The sequence below is a fragment of the Pantoea sp. BJFS-204 genome, assembly GCF_049310725.1.
GTDB lineage: Bacteria > Pseudomonadota > Gammaproteobacteria > Enterobacterales > Enterobacteriaceae > Pantoea > Pantoea agglomerans.
Window position 1 is genome coordinate 523,127 of sequence record NZ_JBMOWE010000001.1, and the last position, 25,692, is coordinate 548,818.

The 25,692-nt window shown below is 57.4% G+C and carries 25 protein-coding genes, 1 pseudogene and 1 other annotated feature; of the genes and pseudogenes, 8 read left to right on the forward strand and 18 right to left on the reverse strand.

The window, feature by feature from the left end; genetic code table 11:
- Positions 1–217 precede the first annotated feature (217 nt).
- From ACO6VX_RS02250 to hisL, 12 genes are all read right to left on the reverse strand, one after another.
- The gene (locus tag ACO6VX_RS02250) at positions 218–1,516 is read right to left on the reverse strand and encodes a succinylglutamate desuccinylase/aspartoacylase family protein (protein WP_191918485.1); all 1,299 of its coding nucleotides are present in this window, start codon (positions 1,514–1,516) and stop codon (positions 218–220) included.
- A 106-nt stretch (positions 1,517–1,622) separates the two neighbouring features.
- Positions 1,623–2,414 carry an ABC transporter substrate-binding protein gene (locus tag ACO6VX_RS02255; RefSeq protein WP_061703778.1) on the reverse strand — a complete coding sequence of 264 codons (792 nt, stop codon included), beginning with the start codon at positions 2,412–2,414 and terminating at the stop codon, positions 1,623–1,625.
- A 66-nt stretch (positions 2,415–2,480) separates the two neighbouring features.
- Positions 2,481–2,957: a YbaK/prolyl-tRNA synthetase associated domain-containing protein gene (locus ACO6VX_RS02260; protein WP_163640044.1), complete on the reverse strand. Its 477-nt coding sequence runs from the start codon at positions 2,955–2,957 to the stop codon at positions 2,481–2,483.
- A gap of 115 nt (positions 2,958–3,072) precedes the next feature.
- Positions 3,073–3,684 (reverse strand): bifunctional phosphoribosyl-AMP cyclohydrolase/phosphoribosyl-ATP diphosphatase HisIE, encoded by a 612-nt coding sequence (gene hisIE / locus ACO6VX_RS02265; protein WP_031591333.1) that lies wholly within the window; start codon positions 3,682–3,684, stop codon positions 3,073–3,075.
- Positions 3,678–4,454 (reverse strand): imidazole glycerol phosphate synthase subunit HisF, encoded by a 777-nt coding sequence (hisF, locus tag ACO6VX_RS02270; RefSeq protein WP_010248068.1) that lies wholly within the window; start codon positions 4,452–4,454, stop codon positions 3,678–3,680. The genes hisIE and hisF overlap by 7 nt, the downstream gene beginning before the upstream one ends.
- The gene (hisA, locus tag ACO6VX_RS02275; RefSeq protein WP_031591331.1) at positions 4,436–5,173 is read right to left on the reverse strand and encodes a 1-(5-phosphoribosyl)-5-[(5-phosphoribosylamino)methylideneamino]imidazole-4-carboxamide isomerase; all 738 of its coding nucleotides are present in this window, start codon (positions 5,171–5,173) and stop codon (positions 4,436–4,438) included. Before hisA ends, hisF begins: the two co-directional genes overlap by 19 nt.
- Entirely contained in the window at positions 5,173–5,763 is a 591-nt protein-coding gene (gene hisH, locus ACO6VX_RS02280; protein WP_008926061.1) for an imidazole glycerol phosphate synthase subunit HisH, read from the reverse strand. The genes hisA and hisH overlap by 1 nt, the downstream gene beginning before the upstream one ends.
- Positions 5,763–6,830, reverse strand: a complete 1,068-nt coding sequence (gene hisB, locus ACO6VX_RS02285) for a bifunctional histidinol-phosphatase/imidazoleglycerol-phosphate dehydratase HisB (protein WP_010670960.1) — start codon at positions 6,828–6,830, stop codon at positions 5,763–5,765. The genes hisH and hisB overlap by 1 nt, the downstream gene beginning before the upstream one ends.
- Positions 6,827–7,903: a histidinol-phosphate transaminase gene (gene hisC, locus ACO6VX_RS02290; protein WP_064690205.1), complete on the reverse strand. Its 1,077-nt coding sequence runs from the start codon at positions 7,901–7,903 to the stop codon at positions 6,827–6,829. Before hisC ends, hisB begins: the two co-directional genes overlap by 4 nt.
- Positions 7,900–9,204, reverse strand: coding sequence for a histidinol dehydrogenase (hisD, locus tag ACO6VX_RS02295; protein WP_033758367.1), 1,305 nt, complete (start codon positions 9,202–9,204; stop codon positions 7,900–7,902). The genes hisC and hisD overlap by 4 nt, the downstream gene beginning before the upstream one ends.
- 3 nt (positions 9,205–9,207) lie before the next feature.
- Complete coding sequence (gene hisG / locus ACO6VX_RS02300) at positions 9,208–10,107, reverse strand: ATP phosphoribosyltransferase (protein WP_004571317.1); 900 nt, start codon at positions 10,105–10,107, stop codon at positions 9,208–9,210.
- A gap of 48 nt (positions 10,108–10,155) precedes the next feature.
- Positions 10,156–10,276, reverse strand: a sequence feature (His leader region).
- Positions 10,252–10,299, reverse strand: a complete 48-nt coding sequence (hisL, locus tag ACO6VX_RS02305) for a his operon leader peptide (protein WP_100396937.1) — start codon at positions 10,297–10,299, stop codon at positions 10,252–10,254. It overlaps the preceding feature by 25 nt.
- Positions 10,300–10,478: 179 nt before the next feature.
- On the opposite strand from hisL, the gene ACO6VX_RS02310 reads away from it, so the two are divergent.
- Positions 10,479–11,306, forward strand: coding sequence for an SDR family oxidoreductase (locus ACO6VX_RS02310; protein ID WP_022625005.1), 828 nt, complete (start codon positions 10,479–10,481; stop codon positions 11,304–11,306).
- A 168-nt stretch (positions 11,307–11,474) separates the two neighbouring features.
- Here the strand turns inward: ACO6VX_RS02310 and ACO6VX_RS02315 are convergent, their stop codons facing one another.
- The 3 genes from ACO6VX_RS02315 to puuD are packed head-to-tail and all read right to left on the reverse strand — an operon-like array spanning position 11,475 to position 14,089.
- Positions 11,475–12,752 carry an NAD(P)/FAD-dependent oxidoreductase gene (locus ACO6VX_RS02315; protein WP_191919936.1) on the reverse strand — a complete coding sequence of 426 codons (1,278 nt, stop codon included), beginning with the start codon at positions 12,750–12,752 and terminating at the stop codon, positions 11,475–11,477.
- 19 nt (positions 12,753–12,771) lie between these two features.
- Positions 12,772–13,329, reverse strand: a complete 558-nt coding sequence (gene puuR, locus ACO6VX_RS02320) for an HTH-type transcriptional regulator PuuR (RefSeq protein ID WP_010670955.1) — start codon at positions 13,327–13,329, stop codon at positions 12,772–12,774.
- The gene (gene puuD / locus ACO6VX_RS02325) at positions 13,322–14,089 is read right to left on the reverse strand and encodes a gamma-glutamyl-gamma-aminobutyrate hydrolase (protein WP_022625003.1); all 768 of its coding nucleotides are present in this window, start codon (positions 14,087–14,089) and stop codon (positions 13,322–13,324) included. The genes puuR and puuD overlap by 8 nt, the downstream gene beginning before the upstream one ends.
- Positions 14,090–14,293: 204 nt before the next feature.
- On the opposite strand from puuD, the gene ACO6VX_RS02330 reads away from it, so the two are divergent.
- Complete coding sequence (locus tag ACO6VX_RS02330) at positions 14,294–15,709, forward strand: glutamine synthetase family protein (RefSeq protein ID WP_376716413.1); 1,416 nt, start codon at positions 14,294–14,296, stop codon at positions 15,707–15,709.
- 404 nt (positions 15,710–16,113) lie between these two features.
- On the forward strand, positions 16,114–17,472 hold the full coding sequence (locus ACO6VX_RS02335) for an APC family permease (protein WP_010248042.1): 1,359 nt from the start codon (positions 16,114–16,116) through the stop codon (positions 17,470–17,472).
- A 48-nt stretch (positions 17,473–17,520) separates the two neighbouring features.
- Here ACO6VX_RS02335 and ygbI read toward each other — a convergent pair whose 3' ends face one another.
- Entirely contained in the window at positions 17,521–18,282 is a 762-nt protein-coding gene (gene ygbI / locus ACO6VX_RS02340; protein ID WP_422457562.1) for a DNA-binding transcriptional repressor YgbI, read from the reverse strand.
- A gap of 267 nt (positions 18,283–18,549) precedes the next feature.
- On the opposite strand from ygbI, the gene ltnD reads away from it, so the two are divergent.
- The 5 genes from ltnD to ACO6VX_RS02365 all read left to right on the forward strand — a co-directional run bounded on the left by ltnD (position 18,550) and on the right by ACO6VX_RS02365 (position 23,620).
- Positions 18,550–19,455 carry an L-threonate dehydrogenase gene (gene ltnD, locus ACO6VX_RS02345; protein ID WP_159226576.1) on the forward strand — a complete coding sequence of 302 codons (906 nt, stop codon included), beginning with the start codon at positions 18,550–18,552 and terminating at the stop codon, positions 19,453–19,455.
- Positions 19,455–20,717 carry a 3-oxo-tetronate kinase gene (gene otnK, locus ACO6VX_RS02350; protein ID WP_422457565.1) on the forward strand — a complete coding sequence of 421 codons (1,263 nt, stop codon included), beginning with the start codon at positions 19,455–19,457 and terminating at the stop codon, positions 20,715–20,717. The genes ltnD and otnK overlap by 1 nt, the downstream gene beginning before the upstream one ends.
- Positions 20,710–21,354, forward strand: coding sequence for an aldolase (locus ACO6VX_RS02355; protein ID WP_010248031.1), 645 nt, complete (start codon positions 20,710–20,712; stop codon positions 21,352–21,354). The genes otnK and ACO6VX_RS02355 overlap by 8 nt, the downstream gene beginning before the upstream one ends.
- On the forward strand, positions 21,354–22,139 hold the full coding sequence (locus ACO6VX_RS02360) for an HPr family phosphocarrier protein (protein ID WP_010248028.1): 786 nt from the start codon (positions 21,354–21,356) through the stop codon (positions 22,137–22,139). The genes ACO6VX_RS02355 and ACO6VX_RS02360 overlap by 1 nt, the downstream gene beginning before the upstream one ends.
- 125 nt (positions 22,140–22,264) lie before the next feature.
- Entirely contained in the window at positions 22,265–23,620 is a 1,356-nt protein-coding gene (locus ACO6VX_RS02365; protein ID WP_061703789.1) for a GntP family transporter, read from the forward strand.
- A gap of 58 nt (positions 23,621–23,678) precedes the next feature.
- Here the strand turns inward: ACO6VX_RS02365 and sbcB are convergent, their stop codons facing one another.
- A complete protein-coding gene (gene sbcB / locus ACO6VX_RS02370) occupies positions 23,679–25,106 on the reverse strand; it encodes an exodeoxyribonuclease I (RefSeq protein WP_061901291.1) in 1,428 nt (475 codons plus the stop codon).
- A 281-nt stretch (positions 25,107–25,387) separates the two neighbouring features.
- Positions 25,388–25,576, reverse strand: a pseudogene (locus ACO6VX_RS02375) (type VI secretion system tube protein Hcp); the annotation flags it as partial.
- Positions 25,577–25,692: the final 116 nt, after the last annotated feature.

The following is a 25,692-nucleotide window of genomic DNA, read 5'->3' on the forward strand; positions in this document are numbered from 1 at the left end:
TCTGATTATGGCATATGGCCTCATGCCATGGACTCTTCTTGTTCTTTCCGAGTTAAGCTGATTTTGGGCAATCATTACTCGTCTTTTAATAACCATTAATGGAAATAAACCCTTTATACCCTGCTATAAGTCATTGCAGGACGTTAACGGTTTTATATTCGAGCTTCTGCTTCGGCAACTAATCACTAAAAAGGGCTTCCCTCGGGAAGCCCTTTTTTTATCCTACCAGCAAATCCCCGCTCCGAATCTCTCGCTCACCTGCCAGCCTCACAACCAGCATGCCTGCCGTCGCAAACTTAGCCCAGTGTCTTGCATAGAGAATACCGCCATGTTCCGTCACCAGCGGGGTAATCTGGTCGGTTATCGGATCAACAACCTCCGCCACCACTTCTCCCGGCCGAATCTTTGCGCCCAGCGGTTTACGATGCAGGATCAGTCCGGATACCGGCGAATGAATATATTCACAGCCCGCTAACGGCGTAGGTGGATTTTTCAGGGCAGGGGAGGCCGCCGCCGATCCTTCGCTGTGACGCTCTTTGATGACGCCAGCTTCTCCAGGTGCTTCAGCGATATCTGGCACGTTTAAACCAATCGGGCCGTCATTGATAGCCACGATATCGTCTCCGCCCGCGCTCGCCGGGACAAGTTCGTCGCCGCCAATCACGGGTGCCGCCACCTCCACGGAAATCGCAGGCTCGCTGTAGCCGATATAACCGCCTTCCTGTAGCGCTGAAATAATCGCCTCCGCGTCTTTCTCCGCCTGTTCAGGCGACACATCACGCACGCCACGCAACTCCAGCGTCACCGGCAGCAATCCGCGTGGCATCGGATAATCTTTGCCAAACCGTTCCGCCAGCGTCAGCCAGGGTTCGCAACAGGCTTCATCAAACGGCTCACCGCCAGAGATCTGCGCCAGCAGCTGCACCTCGCTGCCTAACCAGCGCGCCAGCGGTTCAATGTCCGGCCAGGCGTGCGGCGTGGTGTACAGGTGTGGCACGGCTTCCCAGTCACAGTGCAGGTCAATCATCAGATCGGCCTGACTGGCCATCCGCATCAGCGTGTGGCGTTGCGCATCCAGCTCGGTTTTTGGCACGGTATCACGATAGTGGCGATCAATCGCCTCGCGGATCAGGCTTTTATTCTGCGTTTCACTCTGGGTCAGACTCTCAGCCAGCCCGGCCGCCAGGGTTGCGCCCAGTGACGCGAAACGGCGGTTGAAGTCCTGGCCAGAGAGTGTATGGAATCGGCCCAGATGGGTGCCATGCCAGTGCTGTCCCAGCGCCAGGGGATTAGCAACCGGCACCAGGGTAAAGGCGGCTTTAAGTTGACCGGCGGACTCCAGCGCCTGTAGTCGCTGCTTTAAAAACCACGCCACTGCCATACCGGGCAGTTCGTCGCCATGCAGCGCAGCCTGAATGTAGACCTGACGCTCGTTGTCTTCCGCGAAATGGAAACTGATGATTTCACGCTGGGTGCCTAAAGAGGCGCTTAACAGTGGATGATGTTGTTGATGCATACCGTGTTAATGTCCTTTAATCGGCAAAGGACGACAGCGCGCCGTCCCGAAATAGTTAGAGTATAGTGCCGGATCGCGGTGAGGATGAAAAAGGGCGACCGCGAGGTTAAGGCTGGATAGAGATATCCGTGGCGAAGTAGCGCTTCTGAATCTGGTCAAAGGTGCCATTCTTTTTGATTTCGACGAAGGCGTTATCCAGTGCGGTTTTCAGCTCGGTATCGCCTTTACGCAGGCCAATCGCCGTGCCGGGGCCGATGATCGGATCCTGTATAATCGGGCCAGCCAGTTCAAAATCTTTGCCCTGCGGATGCTTCAGGAAGCCGATGGCAGCCTGTGCCGCATCGGTGAATACCGCATCCAGTCGGCCTGAAACCAGATCGCTTTCAACCTGTGCCTGATCGCCATAAGGCACCACGGTCACACCGTGAGGCTGCCATTTCGCCAGCGCATAGCGCTCCTGAACCGTTCCCTGTTCTACGCCGACCGTTTTTCCTTTCAGGGATTCAACGTCAGGCAGTATGCCAGCACCTTTACGGGCAATCAGCTGAGTGTGGGTATCATAGAGCGGCGCGGTGAAATCAATCTGCTTCAGGCGCTCTTCGGTAATGCCCATGTCGGAGAGAATAGCATCAAATTTACGCGCTTTAAGGGCCGGGATCATGCCGTCAAACTGGCTTTCAACCCAGACACATTTTGCCTGCATCTGGGTACAAAGCGCATTGCCCAGATCAATATCAAAGCCGACCAGCTTGCCCTGTGGCGTTTTCGATTCGAAGGGCGGATAGGTCGGATCGACCGCGAAACGCACCTGTTCGATCTTCGCCTGCGCGCCAAAAGCGCAGCCTGCCATAACCGCCACAGCCAGCGTCTGACGCAGGCGTTGAGTGAAAATGTTCATGATTTTGCTCTTATTCTGTCGTGATGAGTGGTTATGCAGAGTATCGCCGGGCTGCCGGGATGGCAATTACTGCGTAATCTTCACCACGTCAGCCGCGCATAACGCGCGATAATCTTCGGTATTCAGGATCACTGAGCGTTCCAGCAGACCGGCGTTAAACGCGATCTCCGGATAACGTTCAAACAGCGCGGGGTCAACAACCAGTCTGAGGTCGGGATGAAAGCTGAACGGCGGAATCGCCCCGAATACGCAGCCGGTCAACAGATCGGTTTCCGCCGGACTGGCGAGTGAGGCGCGTCTTCCTCCGACCGCGGCCGCGACTTTGCCCAGATCGGCCTGATGATCGGCAGGTAAAACCGCCAGTACATGCTGTTTAACGCCGTTGCCTTTCACATGACAGACCAGCGCTTTAGCACCCTGGCCGATTTTGGTGCCGCGTATCGCCGCGACCGCTTCACATTTACCGGTCGCCTCATGCTCCATCAGGCGATAGCGTGCCTGGTGCTGGTCGAGCAGGGCGATTAATTTCTCATGGGTGGTCACGGTTCTCTCCCTGAGGTTTGAGTTGCCGTCATTGTGCCGGATGGACGTGAGGAATGAGCTGAAGACTGCTCAGAATCCGCATAAAAAACGAAATTCTGAGCAGCATATTGCACAGTTACTTATGGCGGTCACGCAGGTTGTTGATCACGGCGCGGAAGTCGAGATCCTGATCCTGCAACAGCACCATCAGGTGATAGACCAGGTCAGACGCTTCGTTGGTGAGTTCATCCCGATCGTTGACCGTGGCGGCCAGTGCGGTTTCAACGCCTTCTTCACCCACTTTCTGCGCGATGCGTTTGGTGCCGCTGGCGTAGAGTCGTGCGGTGTAGGAGCTTTCAGGATCGGCGGTTTTGCGCGAAGCCAGCAACTGCTCAAGCTGATAGAGGAACGTCCACTCAGGGACCGCCGGTGAGAAGCAGCTGGTGGTGCCCAGATGGCAGGTCGGGCCAATAGGATCCGCCAGCACTAACAGGGTGTCATTGTCGCAGTCAGGCGTGATGCTCACGACCTGCAAAAAATTGCCGGAGGTTTCGCCTTTGGTCCACAAACGATTTTTGGTGCGGGAGAAAAAGGTGACCTTGCCTTCTGCCAGCGTTTTCTCCAGCGCGGCCGGGTTCATGTAGCCATGCATCAGCACTTCGCCTGAGACGAAGTGCTGGACAATGACCGGCATCATGCCCTGTGTTTTATCCCAGTCGAGAAGGGCCTGTTGTTGTTCAGTTAGCACGCGCGAATCTCCACTCCGTTGTCGATCAGAAAGCTCTTCAGCTCACCAATATTAATAATCTGCTTATGGAATACCGAGGCGGCTAAAGCACCATCCACGTTAGCTTCGGTAAACGCATCCAGGAAGTGCTGCATGGTGCCTGCGCCGCCAGAGGCGATCAGGGGAACTTTGCAGACTTCACGCATTTTCTTCAGCTGCACCAGGTCATAGCCGTTACGCACGCCATCCTGATTCATCATGTTCAGCACGATCTCGCCTGCGCCCAGCTTCTGCACTTCCTGCACCCACTCCAGCGTTTCCCACTGTGTCACGCGGGTGCGCGCTTCGTCGCCGGTATACTGATTCACCTGATATTTACCGCTGGCTTCATCAAACCAGGTATCGATCCCGACCACAATACACTGCACGCCAAAACGGTCCGCGAGGCGGGTGATCAGCGTGGGGTCGGCCAGCGCCGGCGAGTTAATCGAAATCTTATCTGCGCCAAACTCCAGAATGCGCGCTGCGTCTTCCGGGGTTTTAATGCCGCCCGCGACGCAGAACGGGATATCGATCACTTCCGCAACCCGCGATACCCAGCTTTTGTCGACGACCCGGCCATCGGATGAGGCGGTGATATCATAGAACACCAGCTCGTCGGCACCTTCGGCGGCATAGCGCTGCGCCAGCGGTACGATGTCGCCGATGATCTCGTGATTGCGAAACTGTACGCCTTTGACCACCTGGCCGTCACGTACGTCCAGGCAGGGAATTATCCGTTTTGCCAGCATGCGATCGCCTCCGAAACAGTGAATTTATCTTCCAGCAGCGCACGTCCGACAATCACGCCCTGAACGCCGCTGCCGCGCAGGGCGGCGATATCATTGAGGTCGCCAATGCCACCCGAGGACTGAAAAGCAATCGTCGGGAAGCGCGCCGTCACTTCCTGATAGAGCGCAACATTGGAGCCGCTCAGGGTGCCGTCGCGAGAAATGTCGGTGCACAGCACGTGCTTCAGGCCCACCTGCTGAAAGTCGGTAATCACCTCTTCCAGCGTGACACCCGCCGCTTCCTGCCAGCCACTGATTGCCACTTCTTTGCGGTTACTGGCATCAATGCGCACATCTAACGCAAGCACAATCGCCTCTGCGCCAAATTCCGCAAACCACCGTTTTACCTCTTCAGGCTGTTTCACCGCGGTGGAACCGACCACCACACGACTCGCTCCGGCTTCAAGCAGCGCATGAACATCGTCACGGCTGCGAATGCCGCCACCGACCTGCACCGTCACATCAACGCCATCCAGCAGGGTTTTCAGCAGCGCGATCTGGCGTTTCGCCGGATCTTTCGCGCCGGTTAAATCCACCAGATGCAGCACGGTCGCGCCCTGGCGAACGTAATCCTGCAGACGCGGCAGCGGATCGCTGCCGTAATCGCGCTGCTGACCATAATCGCCCTGATGCAGACGAACCACTTTGCCGTCAATTAAATCTAACGCGGGGATAATCATTACATCTCCAGGAAGTTTTTCAGCAGCTGCGCGCCCGCTTTGCCCGAGCGTTCAGGATGGAACTGGACGCCAAAGAAGTTATCTTTCTGCACCGCGGCGGTGAAAGCTTCACCGTAGTGACACTGGGCGATAGTGCTGGCGTTGACCGGCATGGCATAGCTGTGGACGAAGTAGAAATAGCAGCCTTCGTCGATGCCACGGAACAGATGATTGCCCGCCTGCGCGGTAATCTGGTTCCAGCCCATGTGTGGCAGCGGCAGGCCGTGCGTGTCCATTAATGACACCGGCTCATCGATAATCCCCAGCGTCGGCACGCCGCCGTTTTCATCGCTGCCGCGACCCAGCAGCTGCATACCCAGGCAGATCCCCAGCACCGGCTGGGTACAGGCTTTGACCAGATCGATCAGGTCACGCTCTTCCAGCTGATTCATTGCCGCCTGCGCGGTGCCGACGCCGGGCAGAAACAGTTTGTCGGCACGCAGCACCACATCGGGATCGCGGCTCACTTCCGGGGTGTAGCCCAGACGTTCAATCGCCCATTTCACCGACGACAGGTTGGCGCAACCGGTATCCATGATCACCACGTTCATCACAGCACTCCCTTCGAGCTTGGCAGCGTATTGCCCTCAACGCGGATCGCCTGACGCAGCGTACGGCCAAAGGCTTTAAACAGGCTCTCGACGCGGTGATGGTCATTCTTGCCTTTAGTTTTAAGATGCAGGGTGCTCATCATGGCGTAGGAGAGTGAGCTGAAGAAGTGCTCGACCATCTCGGTGCTGAGGTCGCCCACGCGCTGATAGTTGAACTCCGCTTTGAACTCGATGTGCGGACGGCCGGAGATATCCAGCGCGCAGCGCGCCAGACATTCATCCATCGGCAGCACAAAACCGAAACGGCCAATGCCACGCTTGTCGCCCAGCGCCTTCAGCAGCGCTTCGCCCAGTGCCAGACCGGTATCTTCCACCGTGTGGTGATCGTCAATATAGAGATCGCCTTTCACTTCGATGTTCATGCGGAACCCGCCGTGTACGGCGATCTGGTCCAGCATGTGGTCGAAGAAACCCACGCCGGTATTAATCTTGCTGCCGCCTTCGCGATCCAGCCACAGTTCTACCCGCACCTGTGTCTCTTTGGTGTTGCGCTGCACCAGCGCATGGCGGTCACGCTGGGTCAGACGCTGCTGGATAGTCTGCCAGTTCTGGCCGTCAGCACCGTAGCGGATAGGCTGGATGCCCATGTTCTCCGCCAGCTGGACATCGGTCAGGCGATCGCCAATCACGTAGCTGTTGGCGGTATCCAGCGCGCCTTCGGCCAGCCAGGCTTCCACCATTCGGGTTTTTGGCTTGCGACAGTCGCAGTGATCGTCCGGCATGTGCGGGCAGATCAGCACATCGTCAAACGCAATGCCCTGCGAGGTCAGGATCTGCATCATCAGATTGTGCGGGCCATCGAAATCGGCCTGCGGGAAACCCGGGGTGCCAAGACCATCCTGGTTAGTGATCATGACCAGGCGATAACCGGCGGCCTGCAGTGCCAGCAGCGCCGGGATAACATCTGGCTCAAACGCCAGCTTATCCATGCGGTCCACCTGATAATCTTCAGGCGGCTCAGAGATTAACGTACCGTCGCGGTCAATAAAAAGGGTCTTCTGGCTCATGCTTGCTCCACAGAAAAGGCTTGCAGCGCGGCGATCACTCGTTCGCACTCTTCACGCGTGCCGATGGAGATGCGCAGGCATCCCGACAGGCCCGGATTTTTGTTCTGATCACGCAGGATAATGCCCTGATCCCATAAGGTTTTGAAGACTTTTGGTGAATCGGTAAAGCGCGCCAGCACATAGTTGGTTTCACTGGAGAAAACCTGCTCAACGCAGGCCAGCTGAGTCAGTTCAACCTGCAGCCAGCTACGATTCTCATTCAGCTGTGCCACATGCTCACGCATCAGCGCAATTCCCTGGTCGCTCAGCGCCTGACCGGCGACATCGGCCACCGGTGTGGCCAGCGGGTAGGGCGCAATCACCTTCATCAGCAGGTCGATGACCGGCTTATTCGCCAGCGCAAAGCCGCAACGCAGGCCAGCCAGCGCAAAGGCTTTAGAAAGCGTACGCAGGATCACCAGATGCGGATAATCCTTCAGCCAGCCGGTCAGGGTCGCCTGCGGGCAGAACTCAATGTAGGCTTCATCTGCGACGACCAGCGCTTTACCGGCGGTCATTGCCAGCAGCTGACGGATGTCGTCCTGATTGATCAGGTTGCCGGTCGGGTTGTTCGGGCTGCAGAGGTAAACCACTTTGACGCCATCCAGCTGCTCTGCAATGGCAGGCAGGTTCAGCTGCCAGTCGGTCAGGGCCGGGACGGTGCGGTATTCAATGCCGATGGTTTCGGCGCTGACGCTGTACATGCCATAGGTCGGTGGACAGAACAGAATCGCATCCTGACCCGGCTCACAGAAGGCACGCATGATCAGTTCGATGGCTTCATCTGCGCCACGGCTCACCAGCACCTGCTCCGGCGTTAAGCCTGCATAAGCCGCGTAGCGCTCAATCACCCGTTTAGGCTGACATTCCGGATAGCGGTTCAGCGTCTGCTGCGACAGCTCAAACGGCACCGGCAGCGGAAACTCGTTGGCATTGAGCCAGACATCTCCGTTGCCACCCAGACGACGCGCCGACATATAGGGCGTCAGGGCGCGCACATTGGCGCGCGCCAGCTGCTCAATATCCTGACTCATGCTTGCTCCTTCAGTGCGGCAACGCGCAGGGTGACGGCATTCTTATGGGCATCCAGCTGCTCGGCGGCGGCCAGGGTTTCAATGGTGGCGGCCAGGTTCAGGAAGCCCTGCGGCGTCAGCTCCTGCACCGTCATGCGTTTCTGGAAATCGGCCAGGCCCAGGCTGGAACAGGTCGAGGTGTAACCGTAGGTCGGTAACACGTGATTGGTGCCAGAGGCGTAATCGCCCGCGGACTCCGGCGACCAGTCACCTAAAAATACCGAACCGGCGCTGGTGATCGACTCCACCAGATCGCGCGGCTGACGCGTCTGCAGAATCAGGTGCTCCGGGCCGTAGAGATTAGAGATCGCGACACACTGCTCAAGGTCACGCGCCACGATCAGGCGGCTGCTTTCCAGCGCCTGACGCGCTGTGGCAGCCCGCGGCAACTGCGCCAGCTGCTGCTCAACCGCGACCGCGACCGCCTCGGCCAGCTTTAATGAAGGCGTCAGCAGAATCACCTGCGAGTCGGGACCATGCTCTGCCTGTGAAAGCAAATCAGACGCGACAAACGCGGGCGTGGCGCCTTCATCCGCAATCACCAGCACTTCAGAAGGACCCGCTGGCATATCAATCGCCGCGCCATCGAGTCGCTGACTTACCTGACGTTTCGCTTCTGTCACCCAGGCGTTGCCCGGGCCAAAAATCTTATCCACGCGTGGCACGGTTTCGGTGCCGAAGGCCATCGCGGCGATGGCCTGCGCGCCGCCTACCTGGAACACCTCTTCTACGCCGCACAGCTGGGCGGCATACAGGATCTCATCGGCAATCGGCGGCGGCGAACAGAGCACCACGCGGCCACAGCCAGCGATACGGGCCGGGGTCGCCAGCATCAGCACGGTGGAGAAGAGCGGGGCGGAACCACCAGGAATATAGAGTCCGACCGATTTCACCGGACGGGTAATCTGCTGGCAGCGTACGCCTGGCTGGGTTTCCACATCCACCGGCGGCAGGATCTGCGCGTTGTGGAAGGTTTCGATATTGCCCACCGCGACGGCCATCGCCTGCTTCAGCTCGTCACTCAGACGTAAGCTGGCTTCTGCGATTTGCTGCGCGGTAACACGCAGGTTATCCACCTGCGCTTTGTCGAAGCGGGCGCTGAACTGGCGCAGGGCGTCATCACCGTTCAGCTTTACCTGCTCCAGTACATCGCGCACCGTCATCGTCACGTTTTCAGAGGCGGCGATAGCGGGACGTAACAGCAGCGCCTGCTGCTGTTCGGGGGTACACTGCTGCCACTCAATCGGGGTAGAAAAGGCCATGGCTTACTCCATCATCTTCTCAATAGGCAGCACCAGAATCGAACTGGCACCCAGCGCTTTCAGTTTTTCCATGGTTTCCCAGAACAGGGTTTCGCTGCTGACCATGTGCATCGCCACGCGGCTGACATCGCCTGCCAGCGGCAGCACGGTCGGGCGCTCTGCGCCAGGCAGCAGGCTGATTACTTCTTCCAGGCGCTCACTCGGCGCGTGCAGCATGATGTACTTCGATTCACGCGCTTTAATCACGCCCTGAATACGGGTCATCATCTTGTCGATCAGCTCCTGCTTCGCGGCAGGCATCTCGCCGTCACGCTGGATCAGCACCGCTTTTGAACGATAGATTACTTCAACTTCGCGCAGGCCATTGGCTTCCAGCGTAGCACCGGTAGAGACCAGGTCGCAGATGGCATCAGCCAGACCGGCACGGGTCGCCACTTCTACGGAACCGTTCAGTAAACAGGTCTTAAAGCTGACGCCTTTTTTGTCGAGGTATTGTTTTAACAGGTGCGGATAGGAGGTGGCGATACGGGATTTATCCAGGCATTCCGGGCCGGTGTACTCGGCATCTGTCGCCATCGCCAGTGACAGACGGCAACCGCCGAAGTCGAGGCGGCGCAGCGTAAAGTAGCGCGGATCTTCACCCTGGGCACGGCGCGACAGCAGCTCTTCTTCCAGCACGTTCTCGCCGATGATGCCTAAATCGACCACACCATCCATCACCAGGCCAGGAATATCGTCATCGCGCACGCGCAGGATGTCGATCGGCATGTTCTCCGCAAACGCAATCAGGCGCTGTTGCTGAAGGTTGATTTTAACGCCGCAGCGCGCCAGCAGTTCGCGTGAATCATCACTTAAACGGCCAGATTTCTGCATAGCTATGCGTAAACGGGTGTTATCTAACATGGTTCCTGTCCTCTTAATTCGGTCCTGAATGTGTGGTTACGTCAGCCCATAAAAAAACCCCCGGAAGACGATCTTCCGGGGGTTCTCTTGCGTTCACACCACTGGAAGATCTTGAAAGTCTTCCAGCACCAATCGCCTGAAAGACTAGTCAGGATGATGGTGGTGATGATGGTTGAACTGAACGCGTGTCATAATAATCTCGTCGATGAATGAGTATTCATTTGTGGGGTTTAACCTAGCGAAGATGGCTGCGCTTGGCAACACTTTTTTAAACGGGCGGTTCGGAAAGCGCTGAAACAGGTTGTTATGGTTTGCAATCCGGGGGCAAACTACGGTGAAGTCAGGGTTGATGTTTCACGTCAGGAGTCAAAATGAAGAAGGTCGCGATTGTGGGACTGGGCTGGTTAGGCATGCCGCTGGCCACGGCGTTAACGGCGCGAGGCTGGCAGGTCACCGGCAGCAAAACCACGCCAGACGGTGTAGACGCGGCACGCCGCTGCGGCATTGAGGCGTTCCAGCTGGAACTGACGCCGGAACTGCTCTGTGATGCTGCCGATATTGAGCCGCTATTCAACGTCGATGCGCTGATCGTTACACTGCCCGCCAGCCGCACTGCGGAAGGGGGCGAAGCCTATCTGCAGGCGGTGCAGAATGTGGTCGATACCGCGCTGGTTTATAAGGTACCGCGCATTATCTTTACCAGTTCCACCTCAGTCTATGGCAGCAGCGCCGGCGCTAAGCGGGAAAACAGCCCGCTGGACGCAGAAACGGTGGCCGGAAAGACGCTGGTTAAACTGGAGAACTGGCTGCACGATCTGCCGGGCACCAGCGTGGATATCGTGCGGCTGGCCGGTCTGGTCGGACCAAAGCGCCATCCGGGACGCTTCCTCGCCGGCAAGCAGGATGTGGCCAATGGCTCGCAGGGCGTGAATCTGGTGCATCTGGATGATGTGGTTGAGGCAATTACGCTGCTACTGCAGTCGCCCAAAGGGGGACGGGTCTACAATCTGTGTGCCTCGAAACATCCCTCGCGTGACACCTTCTATCCTGCGGTCACGCACCAGCTTGGGCTGCAGCCGCCGCAGTTCGCACCCGAGGCGGAAAAGAATAGCGGCAAGCTGATTGATGGTTCCCGCATCTGTAGCGAACTCGGTTTTGAGTACCGCTATGACGACCCGATTAAAATGCCACTGGAGTGATACGCGGCTGGCGCTGTTGCGGGGGCTGAGTGCTCCCGCTCTGATAGGTGAAAGTTCTGCTCTTCCTGTAGTTACAACATACTATAACAGTTTAAACAACATGGCAGAATGTGCCCCGCTGAAAGACCTGTTTTCATCAGGCCAGACAGCCAGGTCTGGCCCTCAGCCTCACACCCCTAACCGATCCCTCAACGCATACCACACCGCGCCCATCGCCGTTAGCGGCACCTTAAATCGTCGCCCACCGGGAAACGGCAGGTGAGGCAGGCGGGCGAAGGCATCAAAACGCTCGGCGTCGCCGCGTAACACTTCGCTGATCAGCTTGCCGGAAAGATGCGTACTGGTTACGCCATGACCGCTGTCACCCTGCATAAAATAGACATTCTTCTCCAGTCGGCCAAACTGCGGCATGCGCGACAGCGTCAGGAGGAAATTGCCGCTCCAGCTGAAGTCCAGCTTCACGTTCTGCAACTGCGGGAAAGTGCGGCGCAGCTTGGGCCGGATCAACGCTTCAATATCGGCCGGTTCCCGTGCGCCATAAACCACGCCGCCGCCATAGAGCAGCCGGTTGTCCGCCGTCAGACGGAAGTAATCCAGCAGATAGTTACAATCTTCCACACAGTAGTTGTTCGGCATCAGCGACAACGCCTGGTCGGGTGACAGCGATTCGGTTGCCACAATCTGCGATCCGCACGGCATGCTTTTCCTGCTCAGTCGCGGTTCCAGCTGCGGGGCAAGATAGGCATTCCCGGCGAAGATCACAAAGGTCGCGCTGACCTCGCCCTGGGCGGTTTTTACCCGGTTTGGTGTGCCATAAACCACACTGGTCGCCGCGGACTGTTCATAGATGCGTCCGCCATGTCGCCGGATCGCCTCCGCTTCCCCCAGCGCCAGGTTCAGCGGATGCAGATGGCCGCCGCGCCGGTCCAGCAGCCCGCCAACGTAGCGTTCGGTAGCGACTTCACGGCGAATGGCTCGCTCATCCAGCAGTTCCAGATCATGATTCCCATACTGCTGCCATAACGCTTTCTGTTTTCGCAGATGTGCCATCTGGCGCGCATTCAGGGCCGCAAAAACGCCGCCAGGCCGGTAATCGCAGTCAATCGCGTACCGCTTAATGCGATCGCGGATGATTTCAGCGCCTTCAAACATCATGCTGCCCAGCATACGGGCGCTCTCTTTACCGTAGCGCTGCTCAATCACATCCACGTCGCGGCTGTAGGAGTTCACCACCTGACCGCCGTTACGCCCGCTGGCACCAAAGCCGACCCGCGCCGCTTCCAGCACAACCACGTCATAGCCTACCTCGGTCAGATGCAGCGCCGCCGAAAGACCGGTGAAACCGCCGCCAATAATGCAGACGTCACACTGAATGCTCTCCTGTAATGTCGGCCAGGGCGCATGCGGATTGGCGGTCGCTGCGTAATAACTCTCCACGTAATTCATAACAATCTCCGGAATGCGCCTAAAAGTTGGCTGGCGTATGGGCACTGACAATGCGGCAGGGGATTTCAGCACGGTTGGTGAAACTGTGTGGTAAGCCCGTATCAATGACGTAGCTCTCTCCGGCGGAGAGATGATAGTGCTCTCCGTTGATGACCAGCGTAATCTCTCCTTCCAGCAGCGTGCCGGTCTCTTCGCCCGGATGACGCAGCTTCTCGCCGGTGCTGGCACCGGGTTGATAAGTTTCCAGCAGCATGCCCAGCGTGCGCTGTGCACGGCCATTGTCGATAAGCTTCAGCGAAACCCCCTGACTGCCAATCTCCAGCAGGTCGCTGGCGCGGACAATGACCTTCGGTTCCGCATCCGGTTTGGGTTCCGAGAAGAACTCTGACAGCGAGAGCCCATAGACTTTCAGCAGCTTCTGCAGGGTGCTGACCGCCGGGCTGACCTTATCCTGTTCAATGGTGCTGATGGCGCTATGGGTCAGTCCGGCCAGTTCGGCGACACGGCGTTGCGACAGCCCCAGTGTCTGCCGGATCTGCGCCAGCCGTCGTCCCGGCGCCAGCGTGGCATCACTCATTTTCTTTTTCCTTGTGATAACGAATGGCGGCCTGAATAAAGCCACTGAAGAGCGCCTGCGATCCCGCCGTGTGTTCCGGCTGCCACTCGGGATGCCACTGCACCGCCAGGGCGAAGGGATGATGGCGCAGACTCACCGCCTCAATCAGGCCATCCGGCGCGCGCGCTTCAACGCGCAACTGCGGGCCCGGTTCGCGTACCCCCTGATGATGCAGTGAATTGACCGCCAGCGGACTGTTGCTGTCCAGCAGCGTCGCCAGCAGGCCGTCGGGTTCAATAGTGATTGGATGCACCTGAGCATACTGCTGCTCCAGCGGCAGCGTCTCATCTTCATGGTGACGCTGAAACGACGGCTGCCCGCTGAGCTCTCGCCACAGCGCGCCACCATTCGCCACCACCAGCTCCTGCAGCCCACGGCAGATCCCGAACATCGGCATCTTGTGGCTGGTGGCCCAGGTGATCAGCTGAAAGGCGAGATGGTCACGGCCCGGATCGGCATGCAGCTCTTCGCCCGCCTCGCCATAATGCCAGGGTTCGATATTGCTGGGGCTGCCGGTCAGCAGCAGACCATCCAGAACAGCCATAGCGTTTTCTAATAGATGAGGCGCATTCATCAGACTGTGGGGCAGGGCCAGTGGTACGCCACCCGCAAGGACAACCGCATCGGTATACTTATTGTGAACCGTCTGGCTCGGATGGCCTCCCAGATCCTTCTGGCACATCACTACGCCAATCAACGGCTTGTCAAAAATAATGCCCATCTCACGTCCTCGCATCGCTGTTCGAAATATCTACCGAAAGGGCACGTCTGGCGGTTAAGTGTGCAATATTTTTTCAATCTAGCAATCTGCTGTTTGTTCTTCAAACAGATTTGTTACATTTGCACACTTTTTATGTTGGCGCTATGTTAGTGGTGTGGCTGTTATTTTGAGCATTACGCAAACCTAATAGGGGCGGGTGAGATCATGACTAACCTGGTAGAAGTGGAAGACTTCACGCTTCACAGTGAAGAGAAACGAACCAGCGCGTTCCAGCTTGAGGTGAAAACCTGGCTGGAGCGCCATCCTGACACGCAGTATGTCGACATCCTGTTAAATGATTTAAATGGTGTGTTCCGCGGTAAGCGCATTCCGGTCTCTGCGCTGCCTAAGCTGGAAAAAGGGTGTTATTTCCCCGCCTCGGTGTTTGCCATGGATATCCTTGGCAACACAGTAGAAGAAGCGGGACTCGGTCAGTCACTGGGCGAACCCGATAATCTCTGCCTGCCCGTCACCGGTACTTTAGTTCCCTCCGCGTCTGACCCTCAGCACATTGCGCAACTGCTGTTAACCATGTGCAACCAAGATGGCACTCCCTTTGACGTTGAACCCCGAAATGTCCTTAACCGGCTGTGGCAACAGCTGCGTAACCGAGGTCTGTTTCCGGTGGTAGCGGTAGAGCTGGAGTTCTATCTGGTGGACAAAAAGCGCGATGCCGAAGGCTTTATCCAGCCGCCGTGTTCGCCCGGCAGTGATGAACGCAATATGCAGAGCCAGGTCTACTCGGTAGATAACCTCGATCATTTCGCCGATGTGCTGCGTGACATCGACGATCTGGCCCGTCAGCAGGGCATCCCGGCCGATGGTGCGCTGGCGGAAGCCTCGCCCGGACAGTTTGAAATTAACCTGCATCATACCCGCGACGTGCTGCGGGCCTGTGACCATGCGGTGCAGCTGAAGCGACTGATTCGTCAGGTGGCAGAAAACCACGGTATGACCGCGACGTTTATGGCGAAGCCCTATGAGGAGTATGCGGGCAGCGGCATGCATGTGCATATCAGCATGCTGGATGCCGCCGATCACAACGCCTTCGCCTGCGATGACGGCAGTGATTCGCCGCTGATGAAACGGGCGCTGGCTGGGATGATCGATCTGATGCCCGCCTCAATGGCGCTGCTGGCACCCAATGTGAATGCCTATCGCCGTTTTGTTCCGGACGCCTATGTGCCGTTGCAGGCATCGTGGGGCCATAACAACCGGACCGTTGCGCTGCGGGTGCCGTGCGGGGATATCGACAATCATCGTATTGAGTACCGGGTTGCGGGCGCGGATGCTAATCCCTACATGGTGGTATCGGCTATTCTTGCCGGGATGCTGCATGGGCTGGATACCCAGTTGCCGTTGCCCCATCCGGTCACCGGCAACGGTCACCATGCCGAGGGTCTGGCACTGCCGATCCGCCAGAGCGATGCGCTGTATGAGTTTGACAACAGCTATCCGCTGCAGAAGTTACTGGGCGAACGCTTTGCCAGTGTCTGGCACAGCTGTAAGCATCATGAACTGATGCAGTTTGAACGGCTGATTACGTCGACCGAGATCGACTGGATGCTGAAAAATGCCTGACAGGTTTTTTTACCTGTCATCTGACGCGCTTTTTTTTGCATAAGATGCCCCGATGGCTTGTATTCCTGCCACGGGTTAGGGCAGAATACGCGGCCTGCAAAATCAGATGATAACCGACGCTAACCGCGCCGGTTATTTTTTTGCATCCAGTTTTATTAGAGCGTTTTTTGCTGACTTAACCGAGGCCGGGCACGCACCCGGATAGATAAACACTGAAAACACGCATAAGCGTGAGATTGAGGATTAAAAGATGGGGATGTTTTACACTCTGCCAGCCAACGCTGGTACGCGTTTTCGTGATGACTACGGCGCCGCGTTAACCGCTAACCTTACTCCCTGTCGCTTAATGCGCAGTTGCCCTGTGACCCAGCCCAGCCAGGTTGTCGCACATGGGGGACTGAAGCATGTCGCTTAATACCTCCGCCGCACCGCAGCGTGCGCAACTCAAAAAAACACTCACGTTACTTCCGGTCGTCATGATGGGCTTAGCCTACATGCAGCCTATGACCCTGTTCGATACCTTTGGCATCGTTTCCGGGCTGACCGAAGGTCACGTCGCCACCGCTTATGCTTTCGCGCTGATTGCGATTCTGTTCACTGCCGTGAGTTACGGTAAGCTGGTACGCCGCTTCCCCTCTGCGGGCTCCGCTTATACCTACGCTCAGAAGGCGATCAGTCCGCACGTCGGCTTTATGGTCGGCTGGTCATCACTGCTGGACTACCTGTTCATGCCGATGATCAACATCCTGCTGGCTAAAAACTACTTCGAATCGCTGGTGCCGGGCATCCCGTCGTGGATTTTTGTGGTGTTGCTGGTCGGGTTTATGACGCTCTCTAACCTCAAGGGCATCAAAACCGTCGCCAACTTCAACAGTGTGATTGTGGTGCTGCAGGTGGTTGTCATGGTCGGGATTACCGCGATGGTAATCTACGGTGTGGCAAGCGGCGTTGGTTCCGGCACGCTGGTGAGCAGCCGTCCATTCTGGTCTGAGAATGCGCATGTGGTGCCGATGATTACCGGTGCGACGATACTCTGTTTCTCGTTCCTCGGCTTTGATGGCATCAGTTCGCTGTCGGAAGAGACCAAAGATGCAGAACGCACCATTCCGCGCGCTATTTTCCTGACCGCGCTGATTGGTGGTGTGATCTTTATCGCGGCATCTTACTTCCTGCAGCTCTACTTCCCGGACATCACACGCTTCCAGCACCCGGACTCATCGCAGCCTGAAATCATGCTGTTCGTGGCCGGTAAAGCGTTGCAGGTCGGCATCCTGATCTTCTCGGTGGTCACGGTGCTGGCATCCGGTATGGCGGCGCACGCTGGCGTCTCGCGTCTGATGTATGTGATGGGCCGTGATGGTGTGTTCCCGGAGCGTTTCTTCGGTTACATCCATCCGAAATGGCGTACCCCGTCGCTCAACGTGCTGCTGGTGGGTGCGATTGCGCTGATGGCGATTAACTTCGACCTGGTGACCGCAACCGCGCTGATTAACTTTGGTGCGCTGGTGGCGTTTACCTTCGTTAACCTGTCGGTGATTGCGCAGTTCTGGGTCCGTGAGAAGCGTAACCGCACGCTGAAAGATCACGTTCAGTATCTGCTGCTGCCGCTGCTTGGCGCGCTGACGGTGGGAGCGCTGTGGGTGAACCTGGAAGAGAGTTCTATGGAGCTGGGCCTGATCTGGGCCGCCATCGGGATTATCTACCTGGCGTTCGTAACCCGCAGCTTCCGTAATCCGGTGCCGCAGTTCAGCGAAGAAGTTTAATTACGCTCACGTTGCCGCCTTCCCGGTCTCAGGGAAGGCGGCGACAGCTTAACCAGCCAGTACCAGTTCACAGCTCCCCGCACTTAACAACTCCCGCGCCGACTCACTCAGATGCGTATCTGTCACTACCCGATCAAAGCTCTCCAGCGGTAAAGCCAGAAACGTCGCAATCCTGTTGTACTTCGAACTGTCACTCAGCAATACCCGCTTACTGCTCACTTCACTCACCGCCTGCTTCACCATCACTTTATCTTCATCCGGCGTAAACAAGCCACGCGGCCCCCAGCAGGAGGCGGAAATAAAGGCAATATCAATGGCCAGTTGACGCAGGCTGCGTGCCGCCGACTCCCCGACACAGGAGCGGTTCTCCCGGCATACGGTGCCGCCCGTGTGAATAACCCGGCACTGACTGGCCTCCATCAGCAGATTCGCCACCATAAAATCATTGGTCACCACCAGTAAATCATCGCGATCCACCACTTCTCTTGCCAGCGCTAACGTCGTGGTTCCGGCATCCAGGTAGATGCAGCTGTTACGTGGGATCTGTCGGGCGGCGGTGCGACCAATTGCGCGCTTCTCCTCATTGTAGAGGGCGCTTTTCGTCAGATGTGACGGCTCAGCCGCCAGCCGGTCGGCTGAGCGCACGCCGCCGGAGACCGACAGCACGGCCCCTTGCTCCTCCAGTTTCTGCACATCACGGCGTATGGTCATGTGTGACACACCCAGCCGTTCAGTGAGTTCTGCAATGCTCACCACGCCACGATCGGCCACCAGCGCAAGAATCTGTTGATGACGTTCAACCGGAATCATATCGGCTCCCTGATGATTACCATTTTTTCACATTATAAAGGATCTGCCGGTTAACCAGAACAAATAATAACAGCGGCAATCCCGGCAACGGCGGCGCTAACTGCACTGCGGCAGGGCCGGTGCTGCCAATCTGGTAATGTTAAAAATTGTTCTGGTTCACATCTGGAATGTTTTTTTGTGAGCGGAAACACATTTTTGCCGACAGTAAACTGGCAGGATTAACAGTAACAAACAAATAATCACTTAAATTAACAGTGGAGGCGTATCGTGCCAGCTGAAAATATCTGCGTTATCGGGTTAGGTTCCATGGGCATGGGGGCCGCGAAATCCTGCCTGCGTGCCGGCCTCAATACCTGGGGTGTCGATTTGAATCCCGCCGCGCTTGAGAACTTACGCCAGGCAGGCGCGCGTGATGCGCAGCCTTCAGCATCCGCCTTTGCAGAACAGCTTGATGCCGTTTTGCTGCTGGTGGTTAATGCGCAGCAGGTTAACGCCATTCTGTTTGGTGAAGAGGGCCTGGCCGCAAAACTGCGTCCCGGCACCGTGGTCATGGTCTCATCCACATTGTCCGCCCGGGATGCGCAGCAGATTGAACAACAGCTGGCGCAATATCAGCTGCTGATGCTGGATGCACCGGTCTCCGGCGGTGCCGCTAAAGCGGCCAGCGGTGAGATGACGGTGATGGCGTCCGGCAGTGAAGCGGCCTTTACGCAACTGCAATCTGTACTGGATGCCGTGGCAGCCAAAGTGTATCGCGTGGGCAGTGAGATCGGCCTCGGGTCAACCGTCAAAATTATCCATCAGCTGCTGGCAGGTGTTCACATCGCGGTCGGGGCAGAAGCGATGGCGCTGGCGGCGCGTGCCGGCATCCCGCTGGAAACCATGTATGAAGTGGTCACCAACGCCGCAGGCAATTCATGGATGTTCGAAAACCGCATGCGGCATGTGGTGGACGGCGACTATAGCCCGAAATCGGCGGTCGATATCTTTGTGAAAGATCTCAACCTGGTGGCCGATACCGCGAAAGCCCTGCACTTCCCGCTGCCGCTGGCCTCAACCGCCCTCAATATGTTCACCGAAGCCAGCAACGCCGGTTACGGCCGGGAAGATGACAGTGCAGTAATTAAAATCTTCAGCGGCATCACGCTGCCGCAGGCAGAGGAGAAAATCTGATGCGGCTTGGCGTGATAGCGGACGATTTTACCGGTGCGACTGACATTGCCAGTTTTCTGGTGCAGAACGGGCTGACCACTATTCAGTTCAACGGCATTCCTGACAGCGAGGAAACCACAGAGGCGCAGGCGATTGTGGTCAGCCTGAAGAGCCGCTCCTGTCCGGCAGACCAGGCGGTTGCTCAGTCGCTGGCTGCGCTGGCCTGGCTGCAGAAGCAGGGCTGTGAGCGTTTCTACTTCAAATATTGTTCCACCTTCGACAGTACCGCGCAGGGCAATATCGGTCCGGTAACCGACGCTCTGCTGCAGGCGCTGGGTGAAACGCAGACGGTAATCTGTCCGGCGCTGCCGGTGAATGGCCGCACCGTTTATCAGGGCTACCTGTTTGTCGGCGATCAGCTGCTGTCAGATTCCGGTATGCGGCATCATCCGGTCACACCGATGCACGACAGTAACCTGTTGCGGCTGATGACATCACAGGCGACGGGCAAAGCCGGGCTGATCGCTGCGGCACAGGTCGAGCAGGGCGCTGAGTCAGTACGGCAGGCGCTGGGTCAGCTGGCGGCGCAGGGGATCAACTACGTCGTAACTGACGTCCTGCATCAGGAACATCTGTTGACCCTGGGCGAAGCACTGAGCGATCTGCGCCTGGTCACCGGCGGTTCCGGGCTGGCCATCGGTCTGGCACGGCAGTGGGCGACGGCTCAGAGTGATGCAAAAGCGGAGCAGGCAGGCCGTCCGCAGGGCGATCGCGCCGTGGTGCTTTCCGGTTCCTGTTCACAGATGACCAATCGTCAGGTCGCCGCGTACCGCCAGCTGGCACCGGCCTGCGAAGTTGAGACTGAACGCTGTCTGGACGATGCCGGGGCTTATGCCCGGCAGTTATGCGACTGGGTGGAAGCGAACAGCGATCGGACGCTGGCACCCCTGCTGTTTGCCACCGCTGACGCGCAACAATTGCAGGCGATTCAACAGCGTTTTGGCGCTCAGCGCAGTAGCGAAGCCGTTGAGCAGCTGTTTGCTGCCGTCACCCGCGAGCTGAAACGGCGCGGATGGCAGCGCTTTATCGTGGCGGGTGGCGAAACCTCCGGCGTGGTCGCGCAGAGCCTGGGTGTGACGGCCTTTCACATCGGTCCGACGATTTCGCCCGGCGTGCCCTGGGTGCGCGATATTCATCAGCCGCTCTCTCTGGCACTGAAATCGGGCAATTTTGGCGATGAAGATTTCTTCCGCCGCGCGCAAACGGAGTTTACTGATGTCTGAATCTTTCTCTTTAACGGAACAGCAGGCGCGTGACGAGATGGTGCGTCTTGGCGCTTCGTTCTTTCAGCGCGGCTATGCCACCGGCTCGGCGGGCAACCTCTCAATGTTGCTGGAGGATGGCAATCTGCTGGCGACTCCCACCGGTTCATGCCTGGGTGAATTACAGGGTGACCGGCTGGCCAAAGTCACGCCTGACGGCGAATGGATCTCAGGCGATAAACCCTCCAAAGAGATTGCGTTTCACCGCGCGCTCTATCTGAATAATCCCGACTGCAGGGCGGTGGTGCATCTGCATAGCCACTACCTGACGGCGCTTTCCTGTTTACAGGGGCTGGACACGGACAACTGCATCCGTCCGTTTACCCCCTATGTGGTGATGCGTGTCGGTGATGTGCCGGTTGTGCCTTACTACAAGCCGGGTGATGGGCGACTGGCCGAGGATCTCGCGGCGCTGGCTCCACGTTACCGTGCCTTCCTGCTGGCGAATCATGGCCCGGTAGTAGTGGGGAAATCGTTGCAGGAAGCGGCAGACAACACTGAAGAGCTGGAGGAGACCGCCCGGCTGATCTTTACCCTGGGCGACCGCCCGATCCGTTATCTCAATGATGCCGAAGTGGCAGAATTAAGGAGCCGATAATGCCGAAGTTTGCTGCTAACCTTTCGACGCAATTTACTGAATTGCCGTTTGCTGAACGCTTCGCTGCAGCGGCAGAAGCCGGTTTCACCGCCGTCGAATTTCTGTTTCCTTATGACTATCCCGCCACGCAGATCAAGCAGTGGCTTGATGATAACCAGCTGGACTTGGTGCTGTTCAATACCGCACCCGGCAACGTCGCAGCGGGTGAGTGGGGCGTTTCGGCCATCCCCGGACGGGAAGCGGAAGCAAAGGCGGATATCGATCGCGCCCTGAGCTATGCGCTGGCGCTGAACTGCCCGCAGGTGCACATCATGGCGGCGACGGTGCCGCCCGACGCTGACCGTCAGCGCTACGTTGAGACCTTTATCAGCAATATGCGTTATGCGGCTGAGCGCTTTGCGCCGCACGGCATCATCCTGCTGATTGAGGCGCTTAATCCCACCACCAAACCCAACTATCTTTATGCCAGCCAGTATCAGACGCTGGAGATGGTCGAACAGATCGATCGCCCCAATGTCTTCACTCAGCTCGACCTGTTCCATGCGCAACGGGTGGATGGCAACCTCAGCCATCTGATTCGCCACTACGCCGGACGCTATCGGCATGTGCAGATTGCTTCGGCACCGGATCGTCATGAACCGGATGAGGGTGAAATCAACTACCCCTATCTCTACTCACTGCTGGATGAGGTCGGCTATTCCGGCTGGGTGGGCTGCGAATATATCCCGCGCGGCAGCACTACCGCTGGTCTTGGCTGGTTTGCGCCCTGGGCGAGAAAAACCTGATTTAATGGGCTAAAAAAACCGGTGTTTCGGCACCGGTTGAGATTTTTTCGTCCTTTTTCTGACCCTGCATCTGTTTATTCTGTACGCCGATAACCTAAAAAATATAACAATTTCTGAGGTTTACTATGTCCACCGCACTGCTGTTAGCCATAGCGACCGCCAGCATCGTGATCCTGCTGCTGCTGGTCATCAAAGCCAAAGTTCATCCCTTTGTCGCCCTGTTAATTGTCAGTCTGCTGGTGGCTATCGCCACCGGCATTCCGGCTGAAAAAATCATGGAGACGATTATCACCGGGATGGGCGGCCTGCTTGGTCACATCACCATCATCATCGTGCTTGGTGCCATGCTCGGGGCGATCATTGAAGCCTCGGGCGGTGCCGAGTCGCTGGCGCAGCGTTTCAGTAAAACGCTGGGGCTGAAGCGTACCGTTGCGGCATTGACCATGGCGGCCTTTATCCTCGGCATCCCGGTATTTTTTGAAGTCGGTTTTATCATTGTTATTCCGCTGATTTATGGCTTTACCAAAGTGGCGCGGGTCTCGCCGCTGAAGTTTGGCCTGCCGATGGCGGGTGTGATGCTGACGGTACATGTGGCATTGCCGACCCATCCGGGCGCAGCGGCGGCAGCCGGGATCCTGCACACCGACATGGGATGGCTGATGATACTGGGAATCGCGATTTCCGTGCCGGTCGGGATCATCGGCTACTACGTAGCGAAATTCATGAATCGTCGCCACTACCCTCTGTCGGTGGAGGTGCTGGAACAGTTGCAGATGGCGAAGCCGGAAGGGCAGGAAAAGAAGAATGAACCGGCACCACCCGGTGCGCTCACCATCAGCGGCCTGATTGTGGTCCCGATTGTATTGATCGTGCTGGGAACTCTGTCACACACACTGCTGGCTGAAGGGAGTCTGCTGCGTAGTGTGATGACCGTGATCGGCACACCGCCGATTGCCCTGCTGATTGCCTTAGGGCTGGCGGCCTGGCTGCTGGGCGTAAGGCGTGGCTGGAGCAAAGATAAGCTGGAAGATCTGACCGGCCGGGCCATTCCCACCTCAGCCAGCGTGATTCTGGTGGCCGGGGCCGGTGGTGCATTCGGCAAAGTGCTGGTGGAGTCGGGCGTGGGTAAAGCGCTGGCGGTCACGCTTGAAACGCTGCATCTGCCGCTGGTGCCAGCGGCATTTATCCTGTCGCTGGCGCTGCGTGCATCACAGGGTTCCGCCACGGTGGCGATCCTGACCACCAGCGGGCTGCTGACGCAGGCGGTGACCGGCGTGACGGATATGCAACGGGTACTGGTCACCCTGGCGGCCTGTTTTGGTGGTCTGGGATTGTCGCATGTCAATGATGCGGGATTCTGGGTGGTGACCCGTTATCTGGGACTTTCGGTGGCCGACGGTTTACGCACCTGGACGGTGCTGACAACGCTAATGGGGCTGAGCGGCTTTGCGCTGACCTGGCTGGCGTGGACCGTGCTCTGATTAAGCAGCATCAGAAAGTCTGACCTGGCAGGGGATACCGGGTCAGACTCTTAGTGCTTCAGGAAACCAACTCCTGCGCATAGAGATAGAGCGCTTTAAGCTGCCCAACTTTTTCTGCATCCGCTTCGTGCAGATTCGCCAGACCTTCCAGTTCCTGCATAAACGCCTGCACCCGATCGGCATTAAGCACGTCACGACGGTGCTGCAACCAGCGTTGCTGCTCGGCATCGTCCAGCGTGCCGGGGAAGTTACGCGCCCGGTAGCGGAACAGCAGTTTCGCTACCCGTGCACTCTCAAAGCTCAGGTCCAGCGCAGGCAGATTCGCGGGCGCGGTCTGGCGGATAATATTCATCCCCGCCCGGTCGGCATCACTGAAGAAGCCATCATAGAGTTGTGTGTCCACATCATCTGACGGTGCAAACGGCTCCGCTTCGGCAAACAGCGTGACCAGTTTTTCCCGCACGTCGGGCTGCTGACGCAGCAGCGCCAGATTCGCCAGGCAGTGCTGACGATCAATATTCAGCCGGGCCGCATCTTCCGGCCGCAGCGTACTGGCAGGCGCCAGCACCGGACACTTATTGATATGCACCAGTTTGACCGGCACCGCAGGCAGATCGCCGAGATCGTTTTTCGGCGTGTAAAGACGCTCACGCAGCGTGTCGGCATCCAGTTGCAGCAGCGGTGACATGTCGCCCGCCAGATCCACCACAATCAGCGCATTGCGGTTATCGGGATGCCAGGCCAGCGGTACGATCCAACTGGTGTTACCGCGCGCGGCACCGAACATGCCGGAGACATGAACCAGCGGTTTCATCTGCGGGATATCAATCAGGTTCATCAGCTTGTTTTTGTTACGATGGGTAAACAAAAACTCAAACAGTTTTGGCTGCTTCTCCTTCACCAGCTTCGCCATCGCCAGCGTGGCGTAAACGTCGGACATGGCATCGTGCGCATTTTCATGGGACACGCCGTTCGCTTTGGTCAGATGCTCCAGCCGGAAGCTGGGAAAACCTTCTTCATTCTCCGGCCAGTTGATCCCTTCTGGCCGTAACGCGTAGCAGGCACGCATCACGTCGAGCAGGTCCCAGCGTGAGTTGCCGTTTTGCCAGGCCCAGCCATAGGGATCGTAAAAGTTGCGATAGAAGATATTGCGCGTCACTTCATCATCGAAACGCACGTTGTTGTAGCCCACCACACAGGTTTGCTCCGTGGTGAACAACGCGTGGATGCGTTCAGCGAACTCAGCTTCGATCACGCCGCGACTCATCGCTATCTGCGGAGTAATGCCGGTGATCATCACCGCTTCGGGCTGTGGCAGATAGTCATCAGGCGGACGGCAGTAAAACACTTCGGGTTCGCCGACCGGATTAAACTCACTGTCGGTGCGCAGGCCGGCAAACTGGGCTGGCCGGTCACGAGAGGGGCTGGTGCCGAAGGTCTCGTAATCGTGGAAGAGGAAAGTGGGCTGTACGCGGTCGTTATTCAAATTTCATATCCGTTCATTGCGTTCACTAAACTGATGAACAGAAAGTCATCAGGCTTCCCGTTCGCTGGATGCCTTTCTTCATCGGCGCCTGGCTGCTGGTGCGAGAGCGGTGCCTTTGCCGGGCAAGGTCATACAGGCTCAGGCTTCACTCACTACATGGTAAACCATAATCCCACTGGCCTGAAGTTTCGGATGGTAGCGGGGGGCGTAGTATCTGACTGAGCGGTCAGGGGCAAGGAGTAAAGCGGACTTTTTACCTCTCAGGCTGCAGCTCGCTCATTTCATGTGCCACGATAGATAATATTCCGTTCGGCATATTTCCAGGTTATTGCTGCATACCGTAATTCCGGTGTTTCCAGATGCGTGCTGCTCATGCCGCTGGGTGCAAGACAGGGCGATACCGTGGTGACCTTAACGTTTTTCAGGATGATATTGAAATATTCAGTCTCAATTCCTGCATCAATTAGCCGTTACCTCCCCCCTGCAGGCATCAGCCATACCCGTCGCAGTTCATACTTTTTTTCAATTTATTCAAACCTTCACAACGCTTTTGCCGTAAAACGTGCGGCTGTTTCCGTTTCGTTTT

What these genes read in the sequence shown, in the direction of transcription:
- otnK (WP_422457565.1), top strand. Translation starts at nt 19,455, where the DNA reads ATGCGGCTTGGCGTGATAGCGGACGATTTTACCGGTGCGACTGACATT.
- ACO6VX_RS02355 (WP_010248031.1), top strand. Translation starts at nt 20,710, where the DNA reads ATGTCTGAATCTTTCTCTTTAACGGAACAGCAGGCGCGTGACGAGATG.
- hisH (WP_008926061.1), bottom strand. Translation starts at nt 5,763, where the DNA reads ATGAACGTGGTGATCATGGATACCGGTTGCGCCAACCTGTCGTCGGTG.
- ygbI (WP_422457562.1), bottom strand. Translation starts at nt 18,282, where the DNA reads ATGATTCCGGTTGAACGTCATCAACAGATTCTTGCGCTGGTGGCCGAT.
- ACO6VX_RS02335 (WP_010248042.1), top strand. Translation starts at nt 16,114, where the DNA reads ATGTCGCTTAATACCTCCGCCGCACCGCAGCGTGCGCAACTCAAAAAA.
- ACO6VX_RS02315 (WP_191919936.1), bottom strand. Translation starts at nt 12,752, where the DNA reads ATGAATTACGTGGAGAGTTATTACGCAGCGACCGCCAATCCGCATGCG.
- hisB (WP_010670960.1), bottom strand. Translation starts at nt 6,830, where the DNA reads ATGAGCCAGAAGACCCTTTTTATTGACCGCGACGGTACGTTAATCTCT.
- hisC (WP_064690205.1), bottom strand. Translation starts at nt 7,903, where the DNA reads ATGAGTCAGGATATTGAGCAGCTGGCGCGCGCCAATGTGCGCGCCCTG.
- ACO6VX_RS02310 (WP_022625005.1), top strand. Translation starts at nt 10,479, where the DNA reads ATGAAGAAGGTCGCGATTGTGGGACTGGGCTGGTTAGGCATGCCGCTG.
- ACO6VX_RS02255 (WP_061703778.1), bottom strand. Translation starts at nt 2,414, where the DNA reads ATGAACATTTTCACTCAACGCCTGCGTCAGACGCTGGCTGTGGCGGTT.
- hisA (WP_031591331.1), bottom strand. Translation starts at nt 5,173, where the DNA reads ATGATTATCCCCGCGTTAGATTTAATTGACGGCAAAGTGGTTCGTCTG.
- hisG (WP_004571317.1), bottom strand. Translation starts at nt 10,107, where the DNA reads ATGTTAGATAACACCCGTTTACGCATAGCTATGCAGAAATCTGGCCGT.
- puuD (WP_022625003.1), bottom strand. Translation starts at nt 14,089, where the DNA reads ATGGGCATTATTTTTGACAAGCCGTTGATTGGCGTAGTGATGTGCCAG.
- ACO6VX_RS02330 (WP_376716413.1), top strand. Translation starts at nt 14,294, where the DNA reads ATGACTAACCTGGTAGAAGTGGAAGACTTCACGCTTCACAGTGAAGAG.
- puuR (WP_010670955.1), bottom strand. Translation starts at nt 13,329, where the DNA reads ATGAGTGATGCCACGCTGGCGCCGGGACGACGGCTGGCGCAGATCCGG.
- ACO6VX_RS02360 (WP_010248028.1), top strand. Translation starts at nt 21,354, where the DNA reads ATGCCGAAGTTTGCTGCTAACCTTTCGACGCAATTTACTGAATTGCCG.
- hisD (WP_033758367.1), bottom strand. Translation starts at nt 9,204, where the DNA reads ATGGCCTTTTCTACCCCGATTGAGTGGCAGCAGTGTACCCCCGAACAG.
- ACO6VX_RS02365 (WP_061703789.1), top strand. Translation starts at nt 22,265, where the DNA reads ATGTCCACCGCACTGCTGTTAGCCATAGCGACCGCCAGCATCGTGATC.
- hisF (WP_010248068.1), bottom strand. Translation starts at nt 4,454, where the DNA reads ATGCTGGCAAAACGGATAATTCCCTGCCTGGACGTACGTGACGGCCAG.
- ACO6VX_RS02250 (WP_191918485.1), bottom strand. Translation starts at nt 1,516, where the DNA reads ATGCATCAACAACATCATCCACTGTTAAGCGCCTCTTTAGGCACCCAG.